Here is a 19568-nt window from a genome sequence, read left to right as displayed (position 1 = left end):
TTTCCCCACTGTAATATGTCAATCTCAGAAGATGAATTAAAAGTAGTGTTAAATCGCCGTAAACACCGCCATGAAGTGCAAATTTATCAAACTCCTCAACCGAAAAAAAAAGCAAGAACAACACCTTTAAGTTTATTTGATTTGTGTGATGCTACCGCTCGTATCACAAAAATGTTACTTGCTCTTGGCGCTGAAAATAATTGGGATGATGTGCAAGAAAGCCGGGGCCGTTCTAAAGAAGCAGGGAGATATAGAGAAAATTGGTTATATTTGAGCCGTACGGATCATGGCGATTTTGCTGATTGCCCAAAAGAAAGAAAGACAAATTGGTTGAATGCTTTTCGATCAGGAATTCAACAAACATTCTTTTATTACCCTTCTAAAACCGAATTTAGAACGCATAAAAACTACATTGAAAGAAATGCTGCTGCTGCAGTACTCAGTTTAACTGGTTCATGCGATCAACATGCCTTTGTATTAGCGACTTTATTACGCGCGATATTGCCCAAAGGGACTCAAATAAATATTTGCGGGTTAAGAATGGGAGAAAAAAATTTCCCTCATACTTTTGTCGTAATTGGTAGTTTGAGGCAAAATTCAAGGGTACCTTTAACCGATCTTCCTTTAGATTCATTATTAGCAGTAGACGCTTGGCCAACAGTAGGGGGAGCTATATTGCTGAAAGATTTTTTTGTTTGCGATGGAGCGGTTAGGCATGGCGTTTTAGTTGTGGATAAATCTTATATTGCAGATGGTAAAGATCATCTTATCAAACGCGTTAGTAAGCAAAAAATACTATTGGATATTATCAAGGCAGGCGATCCTGATGTTGTGGTAGAACCTAGCCGTTATTTAACTGGCGCCACTATCAATTCGCTCGAAGATGAGGCTAATTATACTCAATTGATTAAGCGGGATAAGTACTTATCCGAGTTCCCCTCTGATTATGAAGGCATGTTTTGCGCGCCAACTATTTCAGAAAAATATGTGCAATCAGCTAAAAATATAGAGGCTCATGCATACATCTGTAAAAACTACCCTCATGAACAATTTATTCGATGCTTAGAGTATGTAGAAGAACAGGTAGGAAAAATCATTGCCGAGGATAAAAATGCTGATGGCGATTTTTCGCACCGTCTAAATTCTTTTGCTTAGTGAAATCTCCTTGTTTCTAAACCTAAATAAAAGCACTTGATCTCTTACCCAGCAGTCTGTAGTGAGAATTTAAAAGACGAATAATTTTACACTGTAAATATAAAATTACTCTTTTGTTAATAAAATATTCTATACTACACCACATTTTACAAATGGATTAATGAATGGCGACTTCTGAAGATACAGTTCGAGCTGAGCTAAAACGGGCACATGCTAACGAAAGGGGATCTTCTCCGGAGAGAGCAAAGAAAAGAAGAGCACTCGATTCTTTTAACATAGTTGAATTATGTGATGCAGCAGCACAGATAACAAAAATGTTGCTTGGCCTAGGTGCTGAGAATAATTGGAGTGATGTTAAGGAAAGCCAAGGCCTATCTATGATGGCCGGAATGTATCGAGGCAACTGGCTCTATTTAAGCCAGGTTGATCGTGGTGAGGACGAAGAACCCCCTAAAATAAAAAATAAGGCCAATTGGTTTAAAACGTTCAAAAGCGGGACTCCTCAGACATTCTTTTTTTACACGCCTAAAACTGAATCGAGAAAGCATCGCAGTTATGTTGAAAGAAATGCTGCTGCTGCAGTTCTCAGTTTAACTGGTTCATGCGATCAACATGCGTTTGTACTAGCAACTTTGCTACGAGCAATATTACCCGTGGGCACAGTTATAAATATTTGTGGTTTGAATGTGGCTGGGGAAACCATTCCCCATACCTTTGTAGTAGTAGGTTCTATAGGTAGAAAAAATATCCGTTTGCGTGATCTTCCTTTGCATAAATTATTAGCAGTTGATGCATGGACAATAATTGGAGGGGCAGTGGAATTAAAGGATTATTTTTTGTGCGAGGGGATAATTCGAGATGGGTTTTTGGTTGTTGATCAATCTTACCTTGCTGATGGCCAGGATCACCTTATTAAACGGGTTAGTAAGCAAAAAATTTTACTTGATATTATTAAAGAGGGACATTCTGGCATTCGTGTAAAAAGCAGCAGCTACCTTTCTTCGTTTATTCATCACGACCTAATAGAACAAATCAATTACACTAAAGTGATAAAAAGAGATAAATTTCTATCTGACTTACCTGACGATTATGATGGTATGTTTCATGGGGAAACCGTTTCAGCCACATATCAACCACCCATCCGAAGCAATCAGGCTTTAGAGTATATCTGTAGAACCTATCCGCATAAGAAATTTAATCGTTGCTTAGAGTATGTGAATGAGCAAGTCGAAAGCATAATCAACGAGGAGAAAAAATCGGATGCTGATTACACACAATCTTTAGCACCGACGTTGTAGTAAAAAATAAAGGCTTATTGGCTGGGGTTGCTTTGGTAAAACTAAAGTCATTAGAGGTGACAAGGGACGCAGCAATCAAGGATAGCGCTTATTTGTTATTAGTGTTTATCCTGTTTGGAAACCCATGTTGCTCAGGATTTTTAATGTCCATTGAGGGAAAAATGGATGGATAATTAGAATAAATGTCAGTTAAATATATTTAGTGTTAATATTATTGTCAAATTTACCCATTTTTAATTTTAAATGAAACGAAAATATGAAAATTCTTCCGCAATGACGGGGTCTGGGCAAAAAGAAATTCAAACCACAGCGGCTAAGCAAAAACGGCTCGGCTTCTTTACCAACTCTGATAAGAAGTATGGATTAGAGCAAAACTTAGTTTGTCAGATGAATAAGACGAATTTAGTTCAAGATGATCATACCGGAACGCAGGGTTGCTCAGTCGGACTTTATGAATTGATTGCACGTAATCAAAATAACCCTGATTGGAGTATCAGCCTATTTGATACATGTTCTGATGGCCCTGTCTTGTTACTCAATACCCAAACTGTTTTGCGGGGTGAGATACCCCATCTAAAACAAGATGGAATGGGGATTTTCATATTTTCTAATTGTAATGGCCGAATCGCTCTTGAAGAGCAATCTCTTGAGTACTGTATACGTCTTGTGATAGCCAATACTAAGCAAAGAATCGTTGTGGATAGCCATTTGCAAATTGCTGTTTCAGAAATTGATAGGTTTTTACAAAATGATTTGAAGGAATTATCAGATTATCTTAAAAAATATCAGGTGAACTTACTTGATATTGAGACGCAAATTTCAATTATTTACGGCCCTAAACCTGATTATTTAACTGAAAATGAATATGCTGAGGGAGAACTTCATTCGTCAGATTCAGAAAATGAAATACCTGAAGATGAAATTCCAGGAATTTTGATTGCATTCATGTTAGAAGAGACTTTAGGGAAAAAGATTAATTTGATAAAAGGGGATCCTGGTTCGGTTTCGCAAATAGATTTAAGTACTGGTTTGATTTACAGGAGCTCTGACACCGTTGAAGTAGCTTATGAAGCGGATGATGAATTTGAATCAACACCTCTCCAGTTTAGTTGAATTACCATGGTGAACAAGGATTTCAATCCACACAAGCTTTGGCTAGATTACTATGTAAAGAAACCGGAATTACGCCGTGCCGAAATAGCGGGAGTAAATTGATAAATAAGTCCCATCATTTTGCATGGCAATCAATGCATTATTGATTCGAGAGATAAGTTGACCTTGGTTGAGGTTAGCCATAATGCCATAACCCATACCGAATGGTATCGCTTTACCAACCAGCTTAAAAATACCTTGGCTGTTGTTAACCCAGTATGATGCTCCGATGTAATCGAACATAATAAGATCGATGTCGTTATCGGCTAGGTCTTTCAACATATCCGGCTGGTTATCGTAGCTAATCACTTTAACATTACTGTACATTTGCAACAGGAGAGATCTGAATACAGTACCTGCTTCCACTCCGATACGTTTGCCTGTATTGATATTGGTGCTATCAATATTGGAATCAGTTCTTGCAAATAATTGGGCTTTAGTCTGCAAATAAGGTTGGCTAAACAAATATTGGTCTAGCCGTTCTCGGGTAATAAAAAAACCATCTATGCCTAAATCAACTTTCCCTGATGCGACGGCTTTCATAATTTTTTCAAACGTCATGGGATGGTAGGCACAAGTTGCATTGATTCGACGGCAAATTTCATTCACAAGATCAATTTCAAATCCAGTGAACACATTATTTTTAGTCGCTTGAATTTCCATGGGGGGATTAAAGGGTGATGTACCGACTATGAGTTTTTCAGCATGCAGGCTAGGACATATCAAACAAAAAATAAGTAGGGTTAAGATGAATTTCATGAAGTAAATTCTCTATTTTTATCTATATGTTAAGAGCCTATCAAAAAAATGCATAGTTGCAAGAAGACTGTAAAAAATGAACACATTATATTTACATTAGAGATCATGCAAGTAAATACACCTGTCCATGGTGGGAGCAGACCGATAAGCTCTGTGTTTAAGCTGTTAGGTCTATAATTCAATGTATGTCAGTATAGGCAGTTGGGGCTTGCCACTCTCCCAGCCTTACTAAGAAACCTCAAAAATAGTTAAAAAGTTCACTACACTAATAATTATAAAGTAATCACATAAGGAATTGTTATGGTTGTCCCCAATACTATAAGCTTGATGGATGCTATCTATAATCGTCGTTCCGTACGAGACTATCAGCCAAAAAAAGTGAGTAAAGATCTCATTAGTATACTCCTTGATGCGGCAGTACAAGCCCCTTCCGCCCTTCATGAAGAGCCCTGCGCTTTTGCAATTATCCAGAATCAAGACATGTTAGATCGCATATCTGAGAGTGCAAAACACATATTGCGTGATGAATCTCTAAAAACCCAGTCAGAAAAGAAGAAACATGTTCTTAATGTTGTTGATCAACCCGAATTCAATATCTTTTACAATGCGAGTACATTAATAGTTATCTGCAGCAAATTCCAAGACTCATTTGTCGCAGCAGATTGTTGGCTTGCAGCTGAAAACCTCATGCTCAGTGCCTATGCCCATGGTCTTGGATCGCGAGTCATCGGTTTTGCTGTCCCCGCTTTGAATTTGCCGGAGTGGAAAGCTGAAATAGGAATTCCTGACGAAATGGTTGCTGTCGTGCCGATAATTTTGGGAATACCGGGCAGCTCTTCATTATCGTCAGGCCGGAAATCTCCCGAAATAATTGCATGGAAATAAGCGACAGTGGCTAAGCTTGGTTGATCTTAATTTAAGAATCCCCTCATTTAAGGGAAGGTCTTTAGCAAAGTTCGAGCTGGCAATAGGATTAACAGTTACTGTAAGGAGATAGGCTCGAAAGTGGTGTCCAATCAGTAGCCGGTTGCTCCGAATTTGTGCGCTGCTATTAGATAAGTGATCAGTACTATGAAGGAAACCATTGCAAGCAACAAATGAAAAATAACGAGTAATTTAAAGAGATCATCTTTTTGTACTATGTTAATTTTAAAGATGCAAATACCAAAAGAGGCTGTAAAGATAAATAAAACCACACTCACGATTAATAAAGGATGCATATGTTCTAAAATCATAGCAATGAACAGGGCTATTATCGCTGAAATTGCCACGATCCCATGCAAAAAAACCATTATTTTTCGAGGGTATTCATTTTTTAAAATAGGTATTGCGATGGTTAGTCCCAAACATGCAGCAAAGCTAAATAAAATTATCGCAATCCTTAGCATATTTAGTATCCCTCTAAGAAAATCCGTTTCCTTGCTGAAAAATAGCACTATTAAGCAAAGAAAGAAAATAAGGAATTTAATTTTGGCCTTGACTTTTCCGTTACGTAATCCCTTATCGTGTGATTTGTCAATTTAGAGGAAAATAAAATGTCCTACACGGTAAAAAAATTAGCTAAGATCTCAGGTGTGAGTCCGCGTACTCTTCGTTTTTATGACGAGATTGGTTTATTAAAGCCGGCTTATTACGGAGAAAACCAGTACCGTTACTACGAGGAAGAGCAGCTTCTGATGTTGCAGCAAATTCTATTTTTCCGTGAGCTTGGATTTTCTCTAAATGATATACAGAGGATAATTCATAGCGATGGCTTTGATAAGATTGAAGCATTGACTGAGCATAAATCTATCCTCTTGGAAGATCTTAAACGAATCAAGATCCTGACTAAAACTATTGATAAAACTATTTCACATATTAGAGGAAATTTGATCATGAGTGACATTGAAATGTATGAAGGCTTCGATCCGAAAAAGCAGCAGGAGTATGAGAATTACTTACTGCAAACGGGAAAAGTAACACAAAAGCAAATTGACGAAAGTTGGAAAAATGTTCGTCACTGGAAAAAAAACAATTGGGAAGATCATCAGCGGGAGGGTGAGGAAATTAATCAAGGATTAGTGAATGCTATCCTTAATGGAGCGAAACCTGAAGCCAAAGAGGTTCAAGATTTGATTCAAAGGCATTATCAATGGGTGAAAAAATTTTGGACGCCAACTCAAGAAAGTTATATTGGTCTTGGGCAGATGTACCTTGAACACCCTGATTTTAAGAGCTTCTATACGAATTATCATCCTGATTTGGTTGAGTTTTTAGTGGAAGCGATGAAAATATATGCCAAAGAAAAATTAAACTAAAACCCTCAAGACTTAATAGTTCAAACTTGGCCTGGTAAGTTAAGTTTGAACTATGGTCAATTTATCCTTTCTGGCACTGCTATTTTTCTGATGCATCTTTTGAGGATTATATTGATCTCACAATGACTAACAGTGAATTGCAGTGCTATTTAACAATCATCTTTAATACACTGTAAAAAAGAAAAAGGTTGTTCCCAGTGTGAAATGTTTAATTAAATCCTTAAATGATTCTTTTAAATCCACAAAGAGTTTAAATTTTGCAACATAAATAAAATTAATATAAAATTCTGTTCCCTTATTACGCTAATGAGCATTTATATAATCACTTAGAGTGCTCTGAAGCCTAAAAACACCAACTAAGAATTTTATCATGCTAAGACACACCAAACGAAAAAGATCTTTTCCTAAAAAATTTGAAGGTTTTGTAATACATACTCCGATTGCGTATACCTCCTCTGAATCTCAAACATCAAAAAAAAGAAAGGACCCAATTTCATTTTTTTCAGAAGAACCGCGTAAGAAAAGGAAATTGATTGCAAGCGTTAGTGACAAATCCGACCCCCCTTTCTTACAACAAACCCTAAAAGATCTAGGATTAGAAGACATGCCTTTGGATTCTTACATTCCTTCTCCTTTAGATAAGCCTGATTGGGTTACTGTCCGGAAAGTTTCGTTATTAACGAATATGGATGGACATGGTTTATTTGCTAGGTGTGACATTCCTAAAGGAACTTGTGTGGGTCTTTATACAGGGAAAGAATATTCATTGGATGAGTTTGAGGCATATCTAAAAGAAAACGCTGAAGCCAATGGTAATTATGCGATGACTATTGGAGAAAAGATAATTGATTCGAGTACTTCTGGGAACTACACGCGCTATATTAATTTCTCAGATACTCAAGCTAATGTATGCTTCGTAGCAGGTCGATTGCAGTATCAAAAAGTTGTAAAAGTAATAACAACGACAGATATCAAGGCAGGGCAGCAATTTTTAGTGGACTATAATGTTTATGATGAAAACGCATCGAAGCATTTTTATTTTCTAAGTCCCAGTGACAATTGGAGATCGACCGAAGACTTATATTCTGCTTATTCATATCAGACAGTTAGGCCACCTATAGATATGCCAGAGCTGGACATAAAAAGATCAAATAACTTGCTTGCAACGAATATAGGGAAGGCTATTTTAGGAAATAAAAATTTATCCACAATCGATATTCCCTATGAGCCCGAAGAAATAAATCTTCCTTATCTCAGAAAATATCGTCGAAATATCCTTAGGTTCGAGCAAGCAGATGTATTCACTCCGTTGATGCTCGCTTGCTATTTAGGCCAATTTGAAAATGTTCGGTGGCTTATTGATAAGGGAGCCAATATTAATCAACAACAACATCACTCAGGCAATTGTCCCCTGTTTTTTGCATTAATTGGCTACTCAGCTACTCTTGATAATAAGCGTGCTTATGTGGAAATAATTAAGTTACTCATTAATAACAAAGCAAATTTATGTGTGCATGATCGTACCGATAAGACCTTTTTGCATAAGGCGATCTCTACTTTAGACAAAGAAGACTTTCAAGCAGTGATGAACGTAATTAAAGAGCAAGAAGAGGTTAACTTGCATCAGCTATTCTCTTTTATCGACGAAAATAGCGATGATATTCTTGTGCATTGTCTCAGGGAAAAGCTGTTTGACCACGCTAAAATTTTGTTGCGCACTTACCCTACTTATTTTAAAGAATATTACATGAGCGGTTCTGGTGAGGATAAGGCTTTTAATAAAGAAGCATTTATTGATGCAACAAAAAATTATTCTCCAAATGAACGACAAACGCTCTTTAGGTTGCTGCAAGAACAATTTACAACGGCTAGGCCCAGATTGTTTTCTGACTTAGGGTTGGCCCGGGCTGAGGAGATTGACGCGGAGAATCTATCTTCATCGATGATGATGTAAGCAAGGATGCTTACCGACTAAATCGAAAGCCCTATTGTTCTTGAATAATGGGACTAAAGAAAATTTAAATCGCACTCTCTAATATTTATATTTTGAACTAACCAAGTGTATCGAAGGCGCTGCATTAGTTTTTACAATGATGGAGTCCTAGTGGTGCTTTCGCAGTCATCATGCTAAAGAGAGATATCTTGGATATTTTCGTTCTAGTTATGGGTGGGTATAATCCATAGTTATACCCAGTCTCAGAGTTTATAAATGTTTAAAATTGTCTCAGGTGGCCAAACCGGAGTGGATCAGGCCGGTCTTGCAATTGCCGAACAAATGGGGATTCCTTGGGGAGGATGGTGTCCAAAAGATGGATTGGATGAGAATGGCCTTTGTATCCGCAGGCAATACCCTTCCTTAAAGGAAACCGCGACTGCAGATCCTCAAGAAAGGACTAAACTGAATATTCGTGATTCGGATGGAACTTTGGTTATCGTACCTACCTGGCCGCTGCCTAAGGAAATAACAGACGGCACATACCTTACAATCACAGAGGCTCAGCAGCAAAACAAGCCTTGTTTAATTATAAGATTGGATGAAAAAGAGAGGAGAGCATTAGAGCAGCTAAGAAAGTGGCTGAAAGAGCATCATGTTGTCGTGCTCAATATTGCCGGTCCTCGAGAATCAAATTGCCCCGGAATAAACAAACTAGCATACGAATTTTTACAACAAGCGTTTGAATCGCTCAAGCCAGTTATTTAAGCAAATTGCGTTTCGTTAATCGAGTCGACCCGTTCGGGATAAAAAGCAATATATCCTCTGATTCGTTCCACAGCGTTGTGAGGATTTTCATAGGACCAAGCTGCGTTTTCAATTTTTTTATCGTCGATAGCGACGTTGTAATAAGAGCAGTTGCCCTTATAAGGACAGAAGGTTTTATGAGTACTTGGCTGCAATAATGCCATATTGACGTCTTCACGAGGAATATATTGAACCGGAGGATAATTAGCTTCACGTAAAATCAAAGCGTTATAGGTATCAGCAATCACGTTTTCTTCAATTTTAATGATCACGCGATTTGTATTTTGTTCGATGGTTATAGGGTGATCGGAACCAGGCATCCTAATTTGTTTGTTTTCCATTTTATTTCATTCCAAATTTTTCTGTCTAAATAAGTATAGTGGTCCTAATATGGAAAAATAGACCAACGGCATCTATTCTTTTAATTAATAGAATAACAAGGAAATACCATCATGCGTAATAACCTATTCTTTAGAATAATAATTAGTATAGGTTTCGCTTTTCTTTCTACTTTGGTATTTGCGGACGAAACGCCAAAAGATGCCTGGATTCGCGACCTCAAGGAATTGGCACCGGAGATAATCTGCAAAAGTTTTATTCAAGATTCGGACTTAAATAAAAAGATGAAAGCTGCAAAAATTGACTACGAAAAGTGCCTGACATTGATCCCTGCAAGCTTTGACAAATGCCAGGCAAAATATTATTCCCAAATTCCAGACACGATAACAAAAAAGGATGCCGAAAAGTGGGGCAACAATTTAGGGATGTGCATTGGAGGGGAATTTACCGTTAATTATTTATTGATTCCCCAATAGAATAGCCTTTGCCAAGGTGTCTGCTCTAAATGGCAACAATAGACTTCTATTTTTGTTCAGACTATACTCCTGCTATCTAAAAAACAGGCTTTGATTGATTTTTAATGGATAAATCAATTGTCATACATCAAACGGCTGATGTGCAATCACAAACGATCGGCAAAGGTACAAGAATTTGGCAGTTTGTTGTCATCTTGCCTCAGGCTAAAATCGGCGCTGAAGTTAATGTCTGCTCTCATTGTTTTATTGAAAATGATGTAATCATTGGTGATAGAGTAACAATTAAATCGGGTGTTCAGCTTTGGGATGGGATTCGCATTGAGCAAGATGTATTTATCGGTCCAAATGTAACATTTACTAACGATAAATTCCCACGTTCAAAGCAATATCCAGAAAAATTTTTGCAAACGCATATTAAAAAAGGGGCCTCAATAGGGGCGGGTGCAGTGATTTTGCCCGGCCTTACAATTGGTGAAGGGGCAATGATAGGAGCGGGGGCGATTGTGACTAAATCAGTTCCTCCCTACGGCATTGTCATGGGTATTGCCAGCAAATTAGTTGGCCATGTGGATGGAACGGCAGATCCAGCACTTTCTTAAAACATCGGATATTTTGATCAAAAAACCATTCAATAATGGTGTGGGTTGACCTCATCGATTTACAGAAATGGAAAATTTTTTGTGATTATCATTCGATGAATTTGGACAAAAGGATAGTCTAATGATTCTAGTAACTGGAGGATGTGGGTTTATTGGTGCTAATTTTATTTTGAATTGGCTAAAGACACATGATGAACCAGTCCTTAATGTCGATGCTCTAACTTATGCCGCTAATCCCGACAATTTATCGACGGTAAAAAAAGACAAGCGTTATTTATTTGTATACGGAAACATCGCAGATAGGGCGTTATTTAAGCAATTATTGGTTAATTTTAAACCAAGAGCAATAATTAATTTTGCTGCCGAAAGTCACGTGGATCGATCTATTCATAATCCAGAAAAATTTATCAAAACCAATATAGAAGGTACTTTCCACCTGCTCGAGTCAGTGCGCGAATATTGGTTAAACCTGGGTACCGAAGCAAAAGGGAACTTCCGGTTTTTACACGTTTCTACGGATGAAGTATACGGTTCTTTGATGGCAGATGCTCCTTCGTTCACCGAAAAGAAAAATTACGAACCTAATAGCCCCTACGCAGCAAGTAAAGCGGCTAGCGATCATTTAGTTCGAGTTTGGCATCAGACTTATGGTGTCCCTGTTCTTACTACCAACTGTTCTAACAATTACGGCCCTTTTCAATTCCCAGAAAAACTTATTCCGTTGATGATAACCAATGCATTAGCTGGTAAAACCTTACCCTTATATGGTGACGGAGAAAATATTCGTGATTGGTTATATGTGATTGATCACTGCCGGGCAATTGAATGCGTGTTGTCGCTCGGACAAATCGGCTCAACCTATAATATAGGTGGTCACAACGAAATGACTAATTTAGAAATTGTTAGCACGATTTGTCAGTTACTCGATGAATTTCAACCTAACAGCAGAGGAAGCTATAAACGATTGATTACTTTCATTGAAGATCGACCAGGACACGATAAACGCTATGCAATCAATACTCAGAAAATTGAAAGTGAATTGGGTTGGAAGCCAGTCGAAACGTTTGCTAGCGGCATAAGAAAAACTGTCGAGTGGTATTTGAATAATTCACAATGGCTAAACGACGTAATCTCCCGTAATCATCAAGAATGGCTTCAAAGACATTATTTTCATCAACAACAAAAAGAAGTGAGTGCATGAAAAGAAAAGGAATTATCTTAGCCGGGGGCGCAGGCACGCGCTTATATCCTGCAACATTGTCTATCTCCAAACAATTGATGCCCATTTTTGATAAGCCAATGATTTACTATCCATTAACAACTTTGATGTTAGCAGGAATTCAAGAGATTTTGGTGATTTCTACTCCTCGCGATCTCCCTAATTTTTGTGAGCTAATGGGTGATGGGGCACAGTGGGGATTAAATTTAAGCTATGCACCGCAGCCTTTTCCTGATGGATTAGCTCAGGCATTTATCATAGCTAAAGAATTTTTAAACGGTTCACCTTGCTCATTAGTACTTGGTGACAATATTTTTTATGGCCATAATTTAAAGGCCATTTTACTGCGGGCCCAGCAAATTGAAATTGGAGCCAGTATTTTTGCTTACCCTGTTCATGATCCTGAACGTTACGGTGTCGTAGAATTTGATAAAAATGGTCAGGCGCTAAGCATCGAAGAAAAGCCTAAGAATCCTAAATCCCGTTACGCTGTAACAGGATTATATTTTTATGATCCCCATGTTGTTGAGATTGCTGAATCAATCAAACCTTCGCTACGCGGTGAGTTAGAAATTTCTGATGTCAACAGCCGTTATTTGCAGGCTGGCTTGCTTAAAGTCGAGATTATGGGGCGAGGTTACACCTGGCTTGACACAGGGACTCACGAAGCAATGTTGGAAGCTTCTCACTTTATTTCTACGATTGAACGAAGGCAGGGGTTTAAAATCGCTTGTCCTGAAGAAATTGCTTGGCGGCAAAAATGGATAAATGATGAGCAATTAGAAACGTCCGGTAGCCGATTAGCCAAATCTGGATATGGGCAATATCTTTTAAGCTTACTGAATGATTCAGGATTTAGCACAGGTTGGTGAGTCATTGCGAAATAAGCGATAATTGCTGAAAGGTGAATCAAGTTGTAGGAAAATCATTAATGCTAGCGATTAACTTTGTTGGGTGCGGCAATTTAGGAAAAACGCTTGGGCGATTAATAACAGTACACCATTTGGGTAAGGTAGAGGGGGTCGTTACTACTTCTTTGAAAAGTGCAGATAAAGCAGTTGAATTTATCGGTGCAGGTAAGAGTTGCACCAATTACAGTGAACTCCCAACAGCAGATATTTACTTTATTACGACAGGTGATGATCTGATTGAAACAGTCTGTAACCAATTGATTGCCGAGGCAAAGGTTGCTAAAGGAGCAATCATTATTCATTGTAGTGGTTCATTATCTTCAGATGTCCTTATGCAGGCCAGGGATGCTGGTTGTTATGCCTTCAGTGTGCACCCGGTTAAAAGTTTTGCAAATCCCGAATTAAGTGTTGAGCAATTCTCCGGTACCTATTGTGGATACGAAGGAGATGAGGCTGTTTTCCCCACTTTGAATGCATTATTTACTGGTATGGGAGCAATCTTATTTCCAATAACTAAGGAGCAGAAACCCATTTATCATGCTGCTGGTGTTATTGCTAATAATTACATAGTAGGTCTTCATTACCTAGCCAGCGAATGTTACCGGTTTGCGGGGGTAGATGAAAATATAGCATATCAAATGACCTCTATGCTCATGAGCGAGGCTATACAAAATTTACAAAAATTCAATCACAAAAATGCACTTACCGGGCCATTGCAGAGAGGGGATATTGAGGTTGTCAGGGAACACCTTTCTCACCTCACTGCGTTACCACAAATTAAAGCTGTTTATGCCTCTTTGGGTGAAGCGATTATTCCAATTTCTGATCGTGCAAAGCAACTTAAAGACAAGTTCGTTGCACTTTTTCAGGAGCAAAGTAAGGAATAAATCAATCCAATGATTCCCTTAAAAAATCGGTTGCTCTTAAAGTAGGGTTTGTTTTATAAAACTGGCATAAAGCATTGCGAAATAAATTTGTCCGCTCAGATAATCCTTTTTCACAATAGATTAGAACTTGCTGATAAATAGCTTCCTTAAATGCCCCTGCATCCGATTCAACACCATTTAAATTATCGATACTTACTCGAAAGCGATAACCGGTGGCAACTGAAAGAATCCATTCTAAGGCCTGTGGTTTTACCTCGACCTTTTCAAAGCGTTTTTGTTGCTCAGCGTTTCTTCCATCGGGTTCATACCAATAACCAAAATCCACCTGTTTTCTGCGTTCCTCTCCTGCAATTAACCAATGCGCGCATTCGTGAAGAGCACTGCTGAAAAAGCCATGTGCAAAAAAAATGGCGTGATACGGGCAATGTTCATTAGCAGGAAGATAAAGGGGTTCATCACCTCCTTTTACTAATTTGGTGTTATAGTTTTCAGCGAAGCAATCGTTAAAAATTGTAATTAAATCTTGATATTGATGCACAAAAAATCACTCTAAAGTAAATCTAAAAACCATAAATATAATGTAACACAATCGCTCTTCCTAGTTTTTTTATTCGTTTTAACTAGAAAACAGACATTGAATTATCCATTAAATTAGACAAAACTAATGCGTTACTCGAGTCAGGAGATTTTTTTGAGACAAGTTTATTTTTACAATACGAATCATGCGGTCACTGTCGGTAATATTTTTTGTGTTGGGCGTAATTATGGTGATCATATAGCGGAATTGAAAAACAAACGGGAGAATACTCCTCTTATCTTCTTAAAGCCAACTTCTGCATTAAATACAGAACATGTTATTCGCTTACCCTCATTCTCCAGTGAAATTGATTACGAAACCGAATTGGTGTTGCTAATTGGTCACGATTCAAAACAAATTAAACCAGAAGATGCATTTTCATGTATTGCGGGTTATGCAGTTGGGCTCGATCTGACGGCGCGTGATCTACAAGCTCAAGCAAAAGAAAGGGGGGTACCTTGGGCCTTGGCTAAAGGGTTTGACTACGCGGCTTGCGTATCCAAATTTATCCCTGCAGAGGAAGTTGCCAAACCGCAACAGCTTGAATTTGCAATGAAATTAAATGGAGAAATGCGGCAGCAAGGTCATGTTCAGCAAATGATATTTGATATTCCCCATATCATTAACTATCTAAGTATAATGTTCACACTTCAGGCAGGCGATTTAATTTTTACCGGCACCCCAGGTGGAGTCGGGCGCTTGCGTCAGGGGGATCAGATAGAGCTTCAGCTATCCGATAAAATGATTGCTACTTTTTCAGTAGCAAACTAAGTCTTAGAAACTCCTATAACTGGGAAAGGAACTGGTTTCATCAGGACATTCACTTATCTGTGATGGCGAGGTTAAATTTTTTCCCGCAGTTTGAGCAAATTCGGTTAATGCTTTAGCCTCTTCACTAAAGCGGGTACGCTCCCGATGAATTGAGTTGGCAAATTTATGGGCGGCCACCGCAGATAGCATAATCGGTGAAAGAATTGTTCCAGAAGTAGCGCCAGCTGAAAAAATAGTTCCTGTGATGGTGACAATGTACAAAGCAATGCTTGCCAGTGCTAATAAACTGGCGATCACAATATCTCGTTTAATAATCTTTTTAGCTTCGTAATCGCCATGACTCACTAAAGTGACTAATTGATTAATTGCTTGCACATTTTCAGGTTGCAAGACAACCGCGTTCGCTGCATCAACGCACTCTCGCAATTTTTGGATTCTTATCTGCGAGGGATACTTAGAGCGAACTAAATCGATGGCCAGCTCTTCTGCACTTTGTAATACAGCATGTGCTTGCGAATAAATGAGTGTTTGCTTGGATTGATGCACATTATTTCGTAACACTTGCAAAGAGGAGAGTAACTGTTTGACCTCTTTATTATAAAAATTGTTGGCCAAACTATCTTGATAAAGCGTATTAAGTAGTTGCTCTCTTCGATTCTCGATGTCTCCTTTATCCCGCCAGTCTTCATGTTTTGATTTTGATCGGGTAACTTGTGCCAGTTTACTCATCGAATCGGCGAAAAAAGTAGTTTTAATTTCACTACTTGAGAAGTAATAAAGTTGCCCGAAACCAACCCCTAAACTTCCTCCTTCAGCACCAATGATCCACAAATGCGCTGCTAACGAAATACCATGGCTAACGACTGCTTCAACTATCGCCAAAGCAAGAAGCGCTGCTGAAACGAGAATATGAATGATTGCGTAAGCTGTTTTTTCCTTGTCACAATGAAACCGTTTATAGTCACTTTCTTCAACCAGTTTCTCCAATTTTTTAACTTCGGATTTCTTGCCTGGGTTTGCAATGACATGTGCAGTTTGCTCAAAGCAGGCCGCTAACCGTTTCATCCGCTGAACAGAAGGTTTACTGTCTTTTAATAATTCAATAACTAATTCTTGACTTGCTAAAAAAGCTTGCTCGGCATAGGCATTGATAATTTGATTATCTTTAGCGAGTGCAGATTGTTTTGCAAAATAATCAAGCGATTCAATCATTGCTTTTGCTGCCGAAATCCTTTCCCTATCTTGTTGATGGTAATGATAAAACGCTTGGTACAAGTCGGACAGCCCTTTGTCGAGATGCAGAATATGTGCTTTATGATTTTCTGCTAAATAAAAATTGCTGAACGTTTCTGTGGGTTGTAATGAGGATAATAAGCTGCGTGTAGTGAATTGATTTTTTGCAACAAATAGAAACTCCTGGAGAGTCTCGCTAATTATCTCACGCGTGGCTAAGCGGCTGCGAGAATAGGTGCTGCGAAAAATTAAGGCTCGACCTGTATTGACACCATTAATGACATTGTCAATTGCAGAGAGGAAGAGATGTTTCCACGATGTAAATGCCCTCAATTCAAAGGTACCTGCATGGAGCATTTTTTCTAAATCAATAAACGCTTCTTCATTATTTGATTGAGTGAGGACTCTACCTACTAAATTTGCACAGGTGATGATGTTATTTGCGATTCTAATTTTTTCTTCATTAGTGTAATGGGCTTCTCTATCCAATATTCCAATGCCTAGTAAATAAACCCGTATTAGTAGAGAAATTGTTACCTGAGTTAACAAAGTTCCATTAGTATGCGTCTGTTGGCAAACGAGTTCTCGCAGAGAAGTTAGTTGTTTAAGTAAGTCCTGTGGAAGCTCGGGAATTGTATGGTTTTTGAATGAGTTGTCAAATTTATTAGCCAGTGCTAATACTTCACCAATCTTATACATAACAACTCTCTAAGCAATCGGAATTAACCTAATGGCATCAAATTCCATAGTCATTTTGGGAGCAGATTGTAGCAAATAATTCAAAGCAAATTAATTTTTTGCAAATTTGAAATAAAATTTTAATTATTTGAAATGAAGTTTATTCGATCATGCCCGCGGTTTCCCGCGGGATTCGTGTCGGTTAGTTGACTAAATTGCAATCGCCTTTTCCGTCTGCACTCCAACGGGTACCAATTACTTTAGTCTCATTACAGTTATCCTCTTTACAAAGTTTTGTCGCAGGCCTTATTTGGCAAGCCCCAGACCATCCTTCATTAAAAAAGGCGATGGAAATGGCCTTCGTTCCTTTTGGTAAAGTGGCAACACCTTCGCGTTCTTCGACTGTGGCAGCGTTAATCCAGTTGGTTTGAGAGCCGTCCAGATTGTAGTTCAAGCTTAGCTCAGTGATTGGTCCTAAATCACCAGCGGTGAATTTAACCGTCACTTCTTTAGGTAAGGATTCATTTTTTGGAGGAATATCTCCGCTAATAGCTACTTTGGGAGGAGTAGGGTAATTTTCACCACTTAATTTGCCTAAGTATTGGAATGGGTTGAATTTAAATTCGTTCATTAATATCCACGCATTTGATGTGGTGCTCGGTAGAGTATTGGCATTCCAGCCAAAGGGTATAGCAAAGCGTTTGCTTGCGTAAAGATAAGCTTGTCCTGCAGTTTCTGGAAGGGTTACATAATATTCTTTGGGTGTTGCCCCATTAAAATTGGCAGATAGGTATAAATCATTGCGAAGATGTGTAATCCCTTCTTGCATGCTGGCGAGATCAGTTTTCAACTCACTGGTATCGATTCCCCGTTTTTCATAATAATCGATTAATGAATAAAGGGTATTAATTGCCCCTGCTGTCCATTCTGTTGACATGATTTTTTCAGGCTGGTCACCTGCATTATTATTTAAGGTGTAACCAACGCCCCAAAGTTGCCCATTGTTAAAATATCCTCCTTTATTGCGCACGTTCTTCCAAATCGTTAATGCAGTTCCGGCGCCATACCATTTGTCGATCGTCTCAACACCCAAAGCAGAGGTTCCCCAAGTGTTAATATCAACCGCCATAGCCCCACTTTGTTGTGAAGTATCAGGAACCCATCCGTTAGTTGATGCCGGGTCAGCCGCTGTGCCGTGAGTATAAAAGACCCCTCGCTTCTTATCATAAGCGCCATTATAAAGGAAACTTAACAGGCCAATCGTTTGGTAGCCATTCACGGTGGTTCCGCCATTTAGCATCACATCGATAGAGGCTAATGCTTGGATAACCTCAGGAGTTTGGCCACTATTTTGCAGGATTTGTTTTAGAATTTGTAAGCCGCCAAGGACAGAAAAATTATTTTCAATTGAAATTTCGCCTTGAGGAATTGGGCCTTGATTACCTTGCGACCCTCCTGGGGCATAATAAAATGCACCAATACCCGCTTGCATTGCTGAAAATGCATAAAGGCTAGCGATGGCATTTTTTAAGGCAGGGGAATTTGAATCCACTTTGCCATGGTTAAGTATTGCTTCCGCTTGCAATGGACCGATTAATTGAGCCCAGGCATTTTCTCCGGTAATAGGTTTCCAATCCGACCAGGTACTGACATATTTAAAGAAATCTGGGGAATGATGCTGAGGATCATGTTCAGCCATTTCTTCAGGATCATAGTCCCATCTAATGTAGTCTTGATACTTAGTTTGGTAGAAAGGGTCTTTATTTTGAAAATTTGTAGTGATCATGCGAAAAGTAAAAGCGATTTTAGGATCATTAATTGATTGTTTATAGCCATATTGAAACATTGTATTTGTTGCGCGGTTTTCTTTATGAGAGATAGCTTGTAACTGATTGGCAATCAATGTTTTTGCTTTATCTTGATCCAAATAGCCATTCTTGGCTGCCAAAGCTAAAGCAATTTGCCAGGTAGACGCATCATAAATATCGGCACCGTATTTCATATCAGTTCGTTCGATTTGTGCTTGGGCTTGGAGAATTTCTTGCTCAGTTCCCTGTTGAGGAGGTAAGCCACGCCCAAGAATAGCGTAAGGATTAGTATAGAGGCTGTCAATGACCGTGCAGGTATTATTAGAGGAACAAATATAATCACCAAAATATCTTGCAATATCATCGCCATGGCCAATGTAATAACTTAAAGGAACAGCTTGAGAATCTTTGCTGGCAATCAGCAGTTCAGGTGAGATAAGAAATTGTACAAGTTGCTTGATGTCGTTGGTATGAGCAGCGGTTGCGAAGTTGATATAAGCCACTAATAAACCGCTCACAGCTAACTGCTTAAGATATTTTGCCATACAACTATTCCTCTAAAGTAAAACGAAGAGGAATTATACACGAGTGCATTTTGATTCCTTGGGAAGGCTGGGTTTTTACAATCAATTAACAAAATAAAAGATTAGTCATGCATTTGACGTGAAT

General features: G+C 38.6%; 19 protein-coding genes. 13 read left to right on the top strand and 6 right to left on the bottom strand.

Annotated elements, in window-relative coordinates; translation table 11 throughout:
* Positions 1 to 15: 15 nt before the first annotated feature.
* The 3 genes from LMI_RS13535 to LMI_RS13525 all read left to right on the top strand — a co-directional run bounded on the left by LMI_RS13535 (position 16) and on the right by LMI_RS13525 (position 3566).
* Positions 16 to 1155 (top strand): hypothetical protein, encoded by a 1140-nt coding sequence (locus LMI_RS13535; protein WP_045100262.1) that lies wholly within the window; start codon positions 16 to 18, stop codon positions 1153 to 1155.
* Positions 1156 to 1319: 164 nt separating this feature from the next.
* Complete coding sequence (locus LMI_RS13530) at positions 1320 to 2453, top strand: hypothetical protein (protein WP_045100261.1); 1134 nt, start codon at positions 1320 to 1322, stop codon at positions 2451 to 2453.
* Between the two features lie 243 nt (positions 2454 to 2696).
* Positions 2697 to 3566, top strand: coding sequence for a hypothetical protein (locus tag LMI_RS13525; RefSeq protein WP_143001043.1), 870 nt, complete (start codon positions 2697 to 2699; stop codon positions 3564 to 3566).
* A gap of 69 nt (positions 3567 to 3635) precedes the next feature.
* On the opposite strand, the gene LMI_RS13520 is transcribed toward LMI_RS13525, so the two are convergent.
* Positions 3636 to 4364: a transporter substrate-binding domain-containing protein gene (locus LMI_RS13520; RefSeq protein ID WP_045100259.1), complete on the bottom strand. Its 729-nt coding sequence runs from the start codon at positions 4362 to 4364 to the stop codon at positions 3636 to 3638.
* Positions 4365 to 4664: 300 nt separating this feature from the next.
* Here LMI_RS13520 and LMI_RS13515 point away from each other — a divergent pair, with 300 nt between their 5' ends.
* Positions 4665 to 5249: a nitroreductase family protein gene (locus LMI_RS13515; RefSeq protein ID WP_045100258.1), complete on the top strand. Its 585-nt coding sequence runs from the start codon at positions 4665 to 4667 to the stop codon at positions 5247 to 5249.
* 131 nt (positions 5250 to 5380) lie between these two features.
* Here the strand turns inward: LMI_RS13515 and LMI_RS13510 are convergent, their stop codons facing one another.
* Complete coding sequence (locus tag LMI_RS13510; protein ID WP_045100257.1) at positions 5381 to 5752, bottom strand: hypothetical protein; 372 nt, start codon at positions 5750 to 5752, stop codon at positions 5381 to 5383.
* Between the two features lie 147 nt (positions 5753 to 5899).
* Here LMI_RS13510 and LMI_RS13505 point away from each other — a divergent pair, with 147 nt between their 5' ends.
* The 3 genes from LMI_RS13505 (at position 5900) to LMI_RS13495 (ending at position 9362) form a co-directional block, all read left to right on the top strand.
* A complete protein-coding gene (locus LMI_RS13505; protein ID WP_045100256.1) occupies positions 5900 to 6661 on the top strand; it encodes a MerR family transcriptional regulator in 762 nt (253 codons plus the stop codon).
* 529 nt (positions 6662 to 7190) lie between these two features.
* Positions 7191 to 8615, top strand: coding sequence for a Dot/Icm T4SS effector AnkI/LegAS4 (gene ankI, locus LMI_RS13500; protein WP_161939862.1), 1425 nt, complete (start codon positions 7191 to 7193; stop codon positions 8613 to 8615).
* 255 nt (positions 8616 to 8870) lie between these two features.
* The gene (locus tag LMI_RS13495; protein WP_045100255.1) at positions 8871 to 9362 is read left to right on the top strand and encodes a putative molybdenum carrier protein; all 492 of its coding nucleotides are present in this window, start codon (positions 8871 to 8873) and stop codon (positions 9360 to 9362) included.
* Here the strand turns inward: LMI_RS13495 and LMI_RS13490 are convergent.
* Complete coding sequence (locus LMI_RS13490; protein ID WP_045100254.1) at positions 9359 to 9742, bottom strand: DUF427 domain-containing protein; 384 nt, start codon at positions 9740 to 9742, stop codon at positions 9359 to 9361. The two genes, LMI_RS13495 and LMI_RS13490, sit on opposite strands and share 4 nt — an antisense overlap.
* A gap of 111 nt (positions 9743 to 9853) precedes the next feature.
* Between LMI_RS13490 and LMI_RS13485 the strand changes: the two genes are divergently transcribed.
* From LMI_RS13485 to LMI_RS13465, 5 genes are all read left to right on the top strand, one after another.
* Positions 9854 to 10216: a hypothetical protein gene (locus tag LMI_RS13485; RefSeq protein WP_052679588.1), complete on the top strand. Its 363-nt coding sequence runs from the start codon at positions 9854 to 9856 to the stop codon at positions 10214 to 10216.
* Positions 10217 to 10320: 104 nt separating this feature from the next.
* Complete coding sequence (locus tag LMI_RS13480) at positions 10321 to 10815, top strand: acyltransferase (protein WP_045100253.1); 495 nt, start codon at positions 10321 to 10323, stop codon at positions 10813 to 10815.
* 121 nt (positions 10816 to 10936) lie between these two features.
* A complete protein-coding gene (gene rfbB / locus LMI_RS13475; protein ID WP_045100252.1) occupies positions 10937 to 12016 on the top strand; it encodes a dTDP-glucose 4,6-dehydratase in 1080 nt (359 codons plus the stop codon).
* A complete protein-coding gene (gene rfbA / locus LMI_RS13470) occupies positions 12013 to 12906 on the top strand; it encodes a glucose-1-phosphate thymidylyltransferase RfbA (RefSeq protein ID WP_045100251.1) in 894 nt (297 codons plus the stop codon). The genes rfbB and rfbA overlap by 4 nt, the downstream gene beginning before the upstream one ends.
* A 59-nt stretch (positions 12907 to 12965) precedes the next feature.
* Complete coding sequence (locus LMI_RS13465; protein ID WP_045100250.1) at positions 12966 to 13832, top strand: Rossmann-like and DUF2520 domain-containing protein; 867 nt, start codon at positions 12966 to 12968, stop codon at positions 13830 to 13832.
* Position 13833: 1 nt separating this feature from the next.
* Here the strand turns inward: LMI_RS13465 and LMI_RS13460 are convergent, their stop codons facing one another.
* Positions 13834 to 14370 carry an elongation factor P hydroxylase gene (locus LMI_RS13460; protein WP_045100249.1) on the bottom strand — a complete coding sequence of 179 codons (537 nt, stop codon included), beginning with the start codon at positions 14368 to 14370 and terminating at the stop codon, positions 13834 to 13836.
* A gap of 153 nt (positions 14371 to 14523) precedes the next feature.
* Here LMI_RS13460 and LMI_RS13455 point away from each other — a divergent pair, with 153 nt between their 5' ends.
* Positions 14524 to 15180 carry a fumarylacetoacetate hydrolase family protein gene (locus tag LMI_RS13455; protein WP_045100248.1) on the top strand — a complete coding sequence of 219 codons (657 nt, stop codon included), beginning with the start codon at positions 14524 to 14526 and terminating at the stop codon, positions 15178 to 15180.
* A 3-nt stretch (positions 15181 to 15183) separates the two neighbouring features.
* Here LMI_RS13455 and LMI_RS13450 read toward each other — a convergent pair whose 3' ends face one another.
* Together LMI_RS13450 and LMI_RS13445 are read right to left on the bottom strand one after the other, a co-directional pair.
* Positions 15184 to 17112, bottom strand: coding sequence for a hypothetical protein (locus LMI_RS13450; RefSeq protein ID WP_045100247.1), 1929 nt, complete (start codon positions 17110 to 17112; stop codon positions 15184 to 15186).
* A 181-nt stretch (positions 17113 to 17293) separates the two neighbouring features.
* The gene (locus tag LMI_RS13445; protein ID WP_045100246.1) at positions 17294 to 19444 is read right to left on the bottom strand and encodes a hypothetical protein; all 2151 of its coding nucleotides are present in this window, start codon (positions 19442 to 19444) and stop codon (positions 17294 to 17296) included.
* Positions 19445 to 19568 lie beyond the last annotated feature (124 nt).

Origin of the sequence: Legionella micdadei (assembly GCF_000953635.1) — a bacterium.
Classification (GTDB): Bacteria; Pseudomonadota; Gammaproteobacteria; order Legionellales; family Legionellaceae; genus Tatlockia; species Tatlockia micdadei.
Note: the sequence above shows the minus strand (reverse complement) of the source record. Positions and strands in the feature narration are given on the sequence as shown.

Coding starts and splice junctions, on each gene's coding strand:
- LMI_RS13535 (WP_045100262.1), top strand. CDS start 16: ATGTCAATCTCAGAAGATGAATTAAAAGTAGTGTTAAATCGCCGTAAA.
- LMI_RS13530 (WP_045100261.1), top strand. CDS start 1,320: ATGGCGACTTCTGAAGATACAGTTCGAGCTGAGCTAAAACGGGCACAT.
- LMI_RS13525 (WP_143001043.1), top strand. CDS start 2,697: ATGAAACGAAAATATGAAAATTCTTCCGCAATGACGGGGTCTGGGCAA.
- LMI_RS13520 (WP_045100259.1), bottom strand. CDS start 4,364: ATGAAATTCATCTTAACCCTACTTATTTTTTGTTTGATATGTCCTAGC.
- LMI_RS13515 (WP_045100258.1), top strand. CDS start 4,665: ATGGTTGTCCCCAATACTATAAGCTTGATGGATGCTATCTATAATCGT.
- LMI_RS13510 (WP_045100257.1), bottom strand. CDS start 5,752: ATGCTAAGGATTGCGATAATTTTATTTAGCTTTGCTGCATGTTTGGGA.
- LMI_RS13505 (WP_045100256.1), top strand. CDS start 5,900: ATGTCCTACACGGTAAAAAAATTAGCTAAGATCTCAGGTGTGAGTCCG.
- LMI_RS13495 (WP_045100255.1), top strand. CDS start 8,871: ATGTTTAAAATTGTCTCAGGTGGCCAAACCGGAGTGGATCAGGCCGGT.
- LMI_RS13490 (WP_045100254.1), bottom strand. CDS start 9,742: ATGGAAAACAAACAAATTAGGATGCCTGGTTCCGATCACCCTATAACC.
- LMI_RS13485 (WP_052679588.1), top strand. CDS start 9,854: ATGCGTAATAACCTATTCTTTAGAATAATAATTAGTATAGGTTTCGCT.
- LMI_RS13480 (WP_045100253.1), top strand. CDS start 10,321: ATGGATAAATCAATTGTCATACATCAAACGGCTGATGTGCAATCACAA.
- rfbB (WP_045100252.1), top strand. CDS start 10,937: ATGATTCTAGTAACTGGAGGATGTGGGTTTATTGGTGCTAATTTTATT.
- rfbA (WP_045100251.1), top strand. CDS start 12,013: ATGAAAAGAAAAGGAATTATCTTAGCCGGGGGCGCAGGCACGCGCTTA.
- LMI_RS13465 (WP_045100250.1), top strand. CDS start 12,966: ATGCTAGCGATTAACTTTGTTGGGTGCGGCAATTTAGGAAAAACGCTT.
- LMI_RS13450 (WP_045100247.1), bottom strand. CDS start 17,112: ATGTATAAGATTGGTGAAGTATTAGCACTGGCTAATAAATTTGACAAC.
- LMI_RS13445 (WP_045100246.1), bottom strand. CDS start 19,444: ATGGCAAAATATCTTAAGCAGTTAGCTGTGAGCGGTTTATTAGTGGCT.